Here is a 10,346-nt window from a genome sequence, read left to right as displayed (position 1 = left end):
GTCCTCAAGGGTGCGGTGAGTACTCTGTCAGCTGATCGGTTCGACCCGGCTGAGGCTGTCGAGCAGATCCGCGCCTGCCTGGCCAGGTCTGCCGATTCCTGCAAGCGCAGATCAGGCCCTACCTCGTTGGATTCACGGCCGAAGCTACGACGACCCCTACAGTGGGGCAGCCAGACTTGGAAGCCGCTCGCGACCGGTGGCGGGTGACTCCCGAAGTTGAGATATTTCTGCCATCACGGAACCGGACACGGCAGATCTTGCGATAGATCGGAATGTGCGCCTATTCCTCATACGCCGCCGGGAACCACCCCCGGTCGGTCCCGACAGTAACGATGCGGAGCTTCTCGCGGCCGTTGCCGCAGAGCGGGTGGAGGCGCTGAAGATCCTGCACCAGCGGCACGCGCCCTGGCTGCGAGTACGGCTGGCCCGCCGGTGCTCCGACGCGGACCTGGTGGACGATGCGATCCAGGACACCTTCGTCGCCGTCTGGCGCGACGCGCATCGCTACCGTGCGCCGGAAGGTGAGGCGGCGGCGTGGATCTGGACCATCGCGATCCGCAGGCTGATCTCCGCGCTGCGCCGGAGCGGCGCCGCCCCGCCCGTCGCCGCACTTGATGGCTCGCACGCAACGGGAGGCCACCGATCAGGTGCACGCCCGATCTCCGCATACCTGATCACTGAGTCGGCCGAGGACGCGGTCTTGGTCGGCGTGGAGCACGGCGACCTGGGCGCCGCGCTGGCCAGGCTGTCGCCGGACCTGCGCGCGGCCATCCAGGCGACCGTGCTCGACGGCCTCACGGTGCGTGAGGCCGCCCAACTCCTCGGCATCCCCGAGGGAACCGTGAAGACCCGCGTTATGCGGGCCAAGGCTCAGCTCAGGGGGTATCTCGCATGAACGCGCAATGGCACCTGCCCGAGGAGCTGATCGAGCGCTACGTGAGCGGCCATCTCGAACCGGTCCAGGTGATGTCGGTGGAGAGCCACCTCGCCCGGTGTGAACGCTGCCGTGCGGCGGTGCCGTTCGAGCGGGAGTGGCTCGCCGTGAGCTGGGCGAGGATTGAGGACCTGGTGGACCGGCCTCGGCCGCGGCCTGTGGCATGGCTCCTGTGCCGGGTCGGCGTCCCCGAGCACGTGGCCACGTTTCTCGCGGCCACCCCTGCTCTTGCCAGGGGGTGGCTGGTCGCGGTCACTGCGGTTACGGCTTTCGCCGTGGCAGCCGCCCACCTGGTCAACCGCGATCCTCAGGCCGCCTTCGACGCACTGGTGCCCTTCCTCGTGATCGCGCCCGTGCTGCCGCTGGCGGGCATCGCCGTCGCCTACGGGCCTCTGGTCGATCCCGTTCACGAGATGCAGGCCGCCACTCCCATGGGAGGTGCCAGGGCCCTGCTGCTGCGCGCCGTCGCGGTGCTGGTGACCGCGATCGTGCTGACGGGTATGGCGACGCCGCTGCTGCCCGGCCCGCCGGGGCTGACGGCGGCGTGGCTACTGCCTGCTCTCGCACTCACCGCGGCCACCCTGGCCATGTCGACCCGATTCCCGCCGATGATCTCGGCTGCCGCGCTGACCGCCACCTGGTTCGGCGCCGTGGTGGCCTCCACCAGGCTCACCGGTGACGCGCTGGCGCCCTTCTCGCCTGCGGCCCAGGCCCTGTACGGCGCGGCCGCGCTGATCCTGATCCCTCTCGTCTACCTGCGGCGTGCCCGCTTCGACTCAGGAGAGCCCAAATGGACCCGACCGTGACCGTTCGCGGCCTGACCAAGAAATACGGCCGGGCCGTCGTGCTCGACGGCCTCACCCTGGAGTTCGGCCGGGGAGTGACTGGACTGCTCGGCCCCAACGGTGCCGGCAAGACCACCCTGCTGCGGAGCCTGGCGACCACGCTGGCTCCCGACGGCGGCCAGGTGCGCGCTCTCGGCCTGGATCCTGCGGATCGGGGTCAGCGGACCGCCCTGCGCCGCCGCCTGGGCTATCTCCCGCAGGACCCGGGCTTCTACCCCCACTTCACGCTGTTCGAACTGGTCGACTACGTGGCGATCCTGAAAGAGCTGACGGACCGGCGTGAACGCCACCAGGAGGTGCGCCGGGTCCTTGCCGAGGTCGACCTGGCCGACCGCGCCAGGACGAAGGTGCGCAAGCTGTCCGGTGGCATGAAACAGCGACTGGCCCTGGCCCAGACGCTGCTCGGCGAGCCCGACCTGCTCATCCTCGACGAGCCCACGGTCGGCTTGGACCCTGAGCAGCGGATGCGGTTCCGGGCGCTGGTCTCCCGGCTCGGAGAGAGGCGTACCGTGCTGCTGTCCACCCACCAGACCGAGGACGTCGCCGCTCTGTGTGAACGCGTGATCGTGATGAACCGGGGGCGCGTGGTGTTCCAGGGCGCCCCCGGTGAGCTCGCCACTGTCGCATCCGGCCAGGTGTGGATCTCCGATGCGCCTCCCCCCGACTCTCGCCTGTTCTGGCGGACCGCGGACGGCCGCTACCGGACGCTGGGAGTCCGCCCGCCGGGTGCGGCGCCGGCCGCGCCGGCCGTCGAGGACGGTTATCTGCTTCTGCTCGGCGAGTCGGTCGGGGCGGCGACATGATTTTCCGATCGTTGTTCCTGTTCGAGGTCCTCAGACTGCTGCGCAGCCCCATCCCTTGGGGTGCCGCCGCGCTCTGCCTGGGGCTGCGGTCCGTCGCGACCTGGCAGTGGCTGCCCGACATGAGTGTCGATCCGGCGAGCACGTCGGGTGCGATGCTGCTCCTGGCGGTGGCCATGATGCTCACGGCCAACCTCGCGACGTCCCGGGACATGCGAGGCGGCATGCCGGAGACGCTCGGAGCGCTGTCCGGCCACGCCACGGAGCGGACCAAAGCCGCGACTTCGGCGGCCGTGACGGTCGGAGCCGGGGTCGCGCTGCCGGTGATGGTCGTCTACTTGCTGGCGCGTTTCGCGATGGGCCCGGTAGTGGGCGTGTTCGACCCCTACGAGGCGCTGGGCGGGGTGCTGGCCGTGCCCTTCGCCGCGGCCCTCGGCGCGATGCTCGGCAGGTGGGCTCCCTGGCTGGTCGCGGTTCCCGTGATGGCCTTCCTGATCGGCGCTTTCACCTGGCTGAACAGTCAACAGAGCGGTTACGGGGGCTGGTTTCTGCCCGTCGTGCTCTTCCACGGGCCCGACTGGCCGCAGCGCCCATCGGCGTTGCACGCCGTCTATCTCCTCGCTTCCGTCGCTCTTTTCGCAGCCCTGGCCCTGCTGCGGCACGGGGTCAGGCCGGTACGCCTGGTCGCGGCCGTGGCCGCCGTGGCGGTTGTGGTGCCCACGGGGACGGCCGCGACCGCCACCGCCCCGGGTGAGGAGATCAACCACCGGTTCGAGACCATGCAGGGAAACCCGGCCGCGTTGCTCGACGACATGGACGCCCAGGTCCGGGAACGGTATTTCGCGCGAGACGCGCGGCAGTGCGAAAAGCACGGCGCCATCACCTACTGTGCCTTCCACGACTACCTCGCCTGGATTCCGTCGTGGGTGTCGGCGGTGAACCCTGTGGCGCAGTCGCTACCCCCGGCGGAGCGTGACCAGCTGCCGGCCGTCCGGCAATTCACCGACAGCTGGCTCAGCGCGGACGGCGATGAGGAGGAGTCCATCAGCACACACATGATGTGGGGACGCGCCGGAGCCGAGGACACCTACCGAGCCGTGCTCGCCTCCCAGCTCATCCGCTCTGTTCTGGGACTGCGACCGCCGAGGACGGGTTGCGACCTACAGGGCCAGAGCAGAGCACTCGTGGGTCTTTGGCTGCTCGGCCAAGCCGTTGCGCTGGCTCCGCCCGAGCACCGGGAGATCCAGATCGGCTCCTCCCTCTTCATATCGGTGCAGTCCCCCCTGGGCATGGTCCGGTACGGCGCGGCTGAGCTGGGCTACGCCCGCAAGCTGCTCACCATGCCCGATGCCCGGCAACGGATCTGGACGCACTGGGACACGCTGCTGAAGCCCGGCACGACGGTCGAGCAGGCGCTTGCGCTGCTGGGTCTGCGCCCCGAGTTCCCCGCCGAGCCGGTGAAGGGGCAGCCATGCTCGTGATCCAGCTGATCAGGCCGATCGCGCGGGCGATCGACTGGATTCCTCTCGCGGTCACCGGGATGCTTGCCGTGGTCATGGCCTCGGTGATCGAGGCCGGTTCTGCGTTAGGTGTCGGGACCGCTTTCACCCTGCTCAGGATGATGGGGGTGATGCTGGGCGCCGCCGCTGGATTCGCCGTGATCGACGAGATGGCCGCGAGCACGGGCGCGGCCCCGGTGCCCCGCTGGCTCCGCCAGTGGCTGCGCTGCGGCTTCGGGGGCCTTTTCGCGGGGCTGTTGTGGGGGATCGCGTGCGCCGTCGCTGCAGCCAGGCTGCCCGCGGGTGGAGAGCTCAGGGTGGTGGGGATGGCGGTGGAGGCTGCGGTGTGCATCGCGATCGGCCTGCTGTCGGCGTCGGTGGCCGGGCGCATGCACCAGGGGAAGGCGGCCGCCCTCGCGGGCATGGGCGGTCTGCTGGTGATCGTCTCGGTGAGCCTGGTTCTGCGGGGACCGTACTGGCCGTGGCTCTATCCGGAAGAGGAGAACTGGGAGATCGTGCACTACGGGTGGATGGCCGTGCTGCCGCCCGTGCTCACCGCACTGGGCTGGGCGAGCCGGGATCTACGCTGAGGAGACGGACAGGGCGTCGGCTCCGTCAGCTCTCGGGTGATCTACCGCCTGGCTTGCGTCAATCGTAACCAGCGAAACGCTGAGCGCCTGGCTGGACACCGGCTACCTACGCAGCTCTCGACACGCCCGCCCACGTAACCGACAGGGCAGCGGCTGAAAGAACCCTTCAAGATCCTCTCAATGTGGGTTTTGGGCTTATGTGGGCTGACCCCCCATGACGACCGACCTCGGCCTGCTCCTCGACCGGGTCTTCAACGGTTAGGGAAACTGCGGGGGTGTGCGGCCCCGCCGGGAGGCTGGGGCCGCACCGCATTCGTCAGACGCGGGTCGAGGGGCTGTAGCCGTGGTAGCGGACGGTGTTGTTGAGGAACGCCCACACATGGGACCTGACCAGCGTGCCCACGGGGATGCTCGCGTAGCAGGTCGTCGAGTAGGTGTCCTTCGCCGTGCACGCGACGACCTGGACCCACTCGCCGCGGTAGTACTTCTCGATGCTGCCCCTGATGCGCCAGTTGCCGAGCTCGGTGAAGTCCTGGACCTTCAGGTACGTCTGCCCGCCGCTCGGGCCGAGGTGGGCCTCGCCGTACACGCTTCCGCCGCCCACGGTGACGGCGACCACGTAGCCCATCGCGGCCGACGCCTGTGCCGGGGCGCTGGTCAGAGACAGGGCAAGGACAGACGCCGCGAGGGCGGGAAGCAGTTTCTTGATCTTCATGGGGGAATCATCCAGGGATAACTGCCCATATGTCCATAGGTGGGTGGTTAGTCCGTGGCGAGGTCCATCCTGAGGAACTCGGTGATGCGCATCGGCTTCGGCGGGCGGGGCACCTCCGGGGGGAGCGTGTCGATCAGGCGGGGGCCGTGAGGAGGAGTTCGCGGCCTTCGGTGCGCAGGCGGGCCAGGGCTAAAGCGTTCTCATGTGGTGAGGTGAGACCGAGTAGCTGAACTCCATCGACACCTCCCAGCGGTACTTCCGCGCCGCGCTGCCGAGATAGCGCAACTGGTCGAACGCGCCCTCAACTCCACCCAGTAAACGACCCCACTCGAACGACATGCCGCCCCGAAGCTCCCGCTCAAGCCCATAGCGGAGATGATCAGCAAGAACCACGGAACGCGAGAAACCGCAGGCCAGACCTAAATCCGTTGGATTTCCGCCGTTCGCTACGGGGACCCCACCCACCGGCGACAGCAGCAGGCCCGCCGCGGCGGGGCGGCCGTCTTCACCATCGACCCCGGGGGCGGGCAGGACAACGCCACGGCGCTGCGGGACGGCGTGCCCGCCACGGCGATCCTCCCAATGGGCCGTCCCCTTCCCGACCTGTCCGTCGCTCTGCCTACCGCCCGATCCGACAAGATCGACCAACGCCTGGCCGCCGTCGTGGAACGCCACACCCGCATCTGAGCCAAGAGGCGCCGCGCCGTCCGACCCGCCGTCGAACGATGCTCGACATCACATGATCATCTGCCGTGTGCGTTTCTTCCCATCGGCTTGATTGTGGGGTGTGGAGAACGCCCCGGGGGTAGTGCCGGCTGCGGGCTGGAAGTTCTTCGGAGGTCGTGACCCGGCGCAGTGTCCCGTTGCCGCCCCCGCCCCCGAGATCCGCCGTGGCCGCTGGTGCCGCGTCTGCTGCCCTGATGTCACACCGCCGACGCGCGGGTCGGGCCGGTTCACCGCCGGCGGCGGCCGCGACGTCTGAAGCACGGCCGCCCTGTTTCCTGGACGCCGCGGTCTTCGCCATCGGCACGAACCCGCCCCCCGTATCTCATACCGGGTGATCCGGCCACGCTTTTTGTAGGTGATGAGTCTTTAGTCCGCTTTAAATGATCTTGTTTAAATGATCTTGAAGCCGACCAATCGCCTTTACAATGTAGATTAATAACTCTGGGGCATCGTCGCTCCTGCGTCCAGACGCTTGAAGCCCGTCCAAGGAAACCAGTTGCACGTCTGTGCTTACCTTGTCCCTACCGGGCGACGGGGGAATGCCGCCGTCCACGCTGCCGGGCACTCCCCCACGCATCTCTCGAACCGATGCCCTTGACGCTCCTCCCTCACCGACTCCGATACCTGGATCGCCGTCCTGCGGGCATCGGCGGGGCGACACCCCCCTGGCCGCCGGCCGCGGCCCGGACGCCTGATGCCAACCGCAGGTGAAACCGTGTGATCGTCGGCGCGATCTGACGATCAACGGGAGAGGTTCACCCGATCACCACAGAGCCCGCCACTTCTCAAAAATTCCTTGTCATGCAGTAGACGCATCACCATGTAAGCACCGTAACCGCGGACAGCCTAAAGGAAGCCGACACCGCGGATTCCGTGTGCTGATGCGACAGCGGCCGCCTCAGCACGTAGTTGGGCCCCAAGGGGATTCACCATCGCGCGGTCTGGCGGCGGAGCAGGTCGCCGATGGCACCGCCGAAGGGATTGGCGTTCAGGTGCGCGTACGGATACGGCGAGGCGGTGCGCCGGGTCTGCGGATTCCACGGGTAGATGTGGATGCGGGCGCCGAAGCGGCGGTGCAACCAGCCGGCGGTGGCGATGAACTCCTCCAGGCCGGTGTAGCGGTCCAGGTAGGAGGAGTACTTCAGGCTCAGCCATCGGCGGCCGCTGCCCAGCAGCACGGCCATACCCGCCGCCCAGAGCGCCAGCACGCTGCCGAAGAAGACGGCGTTGAAGGCGCCCAGCGTGAACGCGGGCCACCAGACCACGAGTGTTCCCGCCGCCGACGCGGCCGCGATGGCCCGCAGGTCGGGACGGATCTCGGGCAGGCTGCGCTTCCCCTTGGACTCGGCTCGGAGGACGTTCCAATGGAGGGCTCAGGCCAGGGCCGAGATCTCGATCCGGGTGTGGTCGGTGGGAGCCACCAGGCAGGAAAGCACGACGTTCCCCTGCTCCAGGCGTTCCCCCATGGACGAGGTGAGCCGGGCCGTGCGCTCGATCTCGTAGGGGCTGCCGGCTTGAGGGGTCACGCGGAGCCGCAACAGCCAGATGTAGCGTCCGTTGAGCTTGTTGGACGTCTCCTCGGCCCCCAGGACCGCCGCGTTGCACGGCACCGCCGCCGCGCGCTCCTCCGGCGTGAAGGTCCGCAGCGCGGCGGATTCCAGGCTCGCGAACGAGATGGAGCCCATGGTGAGCATCCCCGCGCCCAGGAGGATGAACGTCGCGCTGACATACGCCCCGACCCGGGTGTGCGGCTTCCGCCTCAGCACGAGGAACAGCACCACGGCCACGATCAATGCGATTACGGCGAGTGTCCCGAAGACGATCGATGCCATCGTTCTTCCTCACGCTGACAGGCGGGGCCTGGCGGGCCGGCCTTGTTCGTTCCGATGCCGGTAGTTGACCAGGTGTCACTTGCAAGGCGACTGCAGCCCGCATGATCGCGCTGACCGACCTCTCGGCTCTTGCTCTCGCCGGCTCGCTGAGCAGAACTGACAGTCTCCGCGCATCCCTGGTGACAGCTTCGTTGGCGACAGGCCATGTTCGGCGGATGCTGCGACACGAACCGTAACCCTGATTACTCGAGGGTTGACGAGCCTCGGAACGAAAAGTCCCGTTAGACGACCGCTCACGTATTGTTTGATCTTCAGATCACACTCTGAGAGTCCGTCGGGTGCGTGACGAGGCGTCGGCCAGCGGACCACGAGGCACCATCGGGCGTCCAACGGACGGCGAACCAGGCCGCGACGCGGTCGGCGTCGGCCTCGCCGTCCAACTCGGTCACGGCGGCGCGCTCGCCGAACTCGGCCACCAGCGCCCGGATCGCGATCGTGTAGGCGCGGGCGGTGTTCGCCTTGGCGGTGCCGCACGGTGGTGTTCCCCCAGGGCTCCATCGACGCTACCGCAGATAATGTGCTCCTATCTGCGGTAGATCTCGGGTGGAGCTCACATTGTTGGGAAGTCCTTGTAGATCTTCAGGTTGGTGACGAGCATCCGGCCGCCGGGCGCGCCCAGCCGGATGGAGGTCAGTGGATCGGTGGCGTTGGCGGCGAGATCGCAGATGGCCTGAGGGACGTCGTTGAGCAGTTGCGCCGCGGTGATGCCGCTGAAGCCGTCGATGCGGACTGGTTCGGAGCGACCGATCACGAGCGCCGTACTACATCGAGGAGTGAGCTTCTGCGGGCTAGCGACCTTCGACCCGGGCGGTGGCCATGGCCACCGCCTCCAGAGCCAGTTTGGCCTGCTGCAGCGCATGCGTGGCGTCGACGCCAAGTTGTCGCGCCTGGATCGCGAAGGTCTGGGCAGCCTCGGCCAAGCGCTGCTCGGCGTCCACGGTCGCGGTCGGATCCGGAGCCTCGCAGACGAAAGTGCCGTGCCTCCCCCGGGTCTCGATGACCCCATCCCGTTCGAGCTCGCGAAAGGCACGTGCGACCGTCGCGGTGGCCAGGCCGAGATCGCGAGCGAGCTGGCGAATACTCGGCAGTCGGGTGCGCGGCCGGAGCACGCCGGTCGCGGCCATGGTGGTGATCTGCGTGCGTAGCTGCTCGTACGCAGGGACCGGCGAGGCAGGATCGAGATGGAGGATCATGTCGCCGTCCGACTCTGTGCCTCCGTCGGAGTATTCGCCCTTCGCGGTGCGCTGCGCCGGATGAGCCAAAGGCGTGGATGCCCGATGTGCAGCCAGCTCGCAGGTGCGCAGAAGAAGACGCAGACCAGACCGACCCACGGCAGAGTCACCCGCAAGGCCGGAATGTCGGTGCCGCCGCCCAGGCTGAACAGCTCGAACCCGAGAAGCAGGAAGAGCATCGCGAGGCCCGCGCCGGTGGTGCGGTGGATCGAGGTGGAGCGTAGGGCATCGTCCAGGGTCAGCTGTGACGTGGAACCGACGGGCTGACGCCGATGCGTCATGAACCGTAGCGCGGCCTCTGTCGTCACCAGGACCGCGGCGGCCGCCACCGCCGGCCCCGGACCGAACCGGAAGGACTCGGCGATGCGGCCGGGATAGGCCCAGTGCGCCAGGACTCCCACCGCGACCGTGGCCAGGGCGATCACCCGGATCAAGACAAGCGCAGAGCCCCTGATGTAGTCGCTCACCCCTCTGGGCAGCAGCGCAGCGGCCAGCGGAACACGCGGGCGCGGCCAGGTGACCTCCGCCAGGACCGCGCCGAGCAGATATCCCGCGATCCAGGCGGGCTGGTCCAGCAGATCGAACGGAAACGGCGGCCGCGGCTCACTGAAGACCAGCGCCCAGGTGAAACTGGTCGAGGTTCCCACCACGAACGGGAGGAGAAATCCGGCGGTCCGGAACCAACGGCTGCGATGCAGGAACTTGGCAGCCTGATCGCGGTCGATTCCTTCGCCGCGCCCCAGACCATAACTGGTGGCCCACTCGACGACCTGGCTGCACCGCACGGGACGAGCGGCCCGATACACCAGGAAGGCGGTAAAGGCCACATGGACCGCGATCCATAAGGTCCAGCCGACCATGACGGCTCCTTATGTACTAATGATGCAGCACATTAGCACGTTGGCCCGTGCCTGTGACTTCCGGAGTTGCCAGTCGTTGCTTCTTCGGAGATATGTGACGTGGAGGGTCAGGCGGCCAGGCCCAGATCCAGGGCCGGTGGATCGACGGGGCTTCCTGACCGCATCGTCCGGAGCGTTGGCCGCCATGGTCGCTCAGTGGGCCACAGCCCCGCACTCAGCCGCCGTCAGCACCTCGGGCCGCCGCATCGGCCAG

The 10,346-nt window shown here is 68.1% G+C and carries 12 protein-coding genes; 5 read left to right on the top strand and 7 right to left on the bottom strand.

Translation table 11 applies throughout. The features are described 5' to 3' along the window. Nucleotides 1–274: 274 nt before the first annotated feature. From ACWDS7_RS42475 to ACWDS7_RS42455, 5 genes are read left to right on the top strand one after another with little or no spacing between them, the layout of a single operon-like run. A complete protein-coding gene (locus ACWDS7_RS42475; protein ID WP_451933901.1) occupies nt 275–895 on the top strand; it encodes an RNA polymerase sigma factor in 621 nt (206 codons plus the stop codon). Beyond that, nucleotides 892–1,740: a zf-HC2 domain-containing protein gene (locus ACWDS7_RS42470; protein WP_451933900.1), complete on the top strand. Its 849-nt coding sequence runs from the start codon at nt 892–894 to the stop codon at nt 1,738–1,740. The genes ACWDS7_RS42475 and ACWDS7_RS42470 overlap by 4 nt, the downstream gene beginning before the upstream one ends. Then, a complete protein-coding gene (locus tag ACWDS7_RS42465; RefSeq protein WP_451933899.1) occupies nt 1,725–2,582 on the top strand; it encodes an ABC transporter ATP-binding protein in 858 nt (285 codons plus the stop codon). The genes ACWDS7_RS42470 and ACWDS7_RS42465 overlap by 16 nt, the downstream gene beginning before the upstream one ends. After that, nucleotides 2,579–4,060, top strand: coding sequence for a hypothetical protein (locus tag ACWDS7_RS42460; protein WP_451933898.1), 1,482 nt, complete (start codon nt 2,579–2,581; stop codon nt 4,058–4,060). Before ACWDS7_RS42465 ends, ACWDS7_RS42460 begins: the two co-directional genes overlap by 4 nt. Further along, a complete protein-coding gene (locus ACWDS7_RS42455) occupies nt 4,051–4,668 on the top strand; it encodes a hypothetical protein (protein WP_451933897.1) in 618 nt (205 codons plus the stop codon). Before ACWDS7_RS42460 ends, ACWDS7_RS42455 begins: the two co-directional genes overlap by 10 nt. Nucleotides 4,669–4,984: 316 nt before the next feature. Here ACWDS7_RS42455 and ACWDS7_RS42450 read toward each other — a convergent pair whose 3' ends face one another. From ACWDS7_RS42450 to ACWDS7_RS42420, 7 genes are all read right to left on the bottom strand, one after another. Then, complete coding sequence (locus ACWDS7_RS42450; RefSeq protein ID WP_031164633.1) at nt 4,985–5,383, bottom strand: hypothetical protein; 399 nt, start codon at nt 5,381–5,383, stop codon at nt 4,985–4,987. Nucleotides 5,384–5,572: 189 nt separating this feature from the next. Further along, nucleotides 5,573–6,058 (bottom strand): hypothetical protein, encoded by a 486-nt coding sequence (locus tag ACWDS7_RS42445; protein ID WP_451933896.1) that lies wholly within the window; start codon nt 6,056–6,058, stop codon nt 5,573–5,575. A 977-nt stretch (nt 6,059–7,035) separates the two neighbouring features. Further along, nucleotides 7,036–7,374 (bottom strand): hypothetical protein, encoded by a 339-nt coding sequence (locus ACWDS7_RS42440; protein WP_451933895.1) that lies wholly within the window; start codon nt 7,372–7,374, stop codon nt 7,036–7,038. Nucleotides 7,375–7,482: 108 nt separating this feature from the next. Continuing rightward, the gene (locus ACWDS7_RS42435) at nt 7,483–7,941 is read right to left on the bottom strand and encodes a hypothetical protein (RefSeq protein ID WP_306872620.1); all 459 of its coding nucleotides are present in this window, start codon (nt 7,939–7,941) and stop codon (nt 7,483–7,485) included. 610 nt (nt 7,942–8,551) lie between these two features. Next, nucleotides 8,552–8,752, bottom strand: a complete 201-nt coding sequence (locus ACWDS7_RS42430) for a hypothetical protein (RefSeq protein WP_451933894.1) — start codon at nt 8,750–8,752, stop codon at nt 8,552–8,554. A 37-nt stretch (nt 8,753–8,789) separates the two neighbouring features. Continuing rightward, nucleotides 8,790–9,194: a GntR family transcriptional regulator gene (locus tag ACWDS7_RS42425; protein ID WP_451933893.1), complete on the bottom strand. Its 405-nt coding sequence runs from the start codon at nt 9,192–9,194 to the stop codon at nt 8,790–8,792. After that, on the bottom strand, nt 9,191–10,093 hold the full coding sequence (locus tag ACWDS7_RS42420) for a hypothetical protein (RefSeq protein WP_451933892.1): 903 nt from the start codon (nt 10,091–10,093) through the stop codon (nt 9,191–9,193). The genes ACWDS7_RS42425 and ACWDS7_RS42420 overlap by 4 nt, the downstream gene beginning before the upstream one ends. Between the last annotated feature and the right edge of the window lie 253 nt (nt 10,094–10,346).

It is taken from the genome of Streptosporangium sp. NPDC003464, from assembly GCF_053588315.1.
The sequence above is the reverse complement of the archived record's forward strand: the minus strand, read 5'-3'. Positions and strand labels throughout refer to the sequence as shown.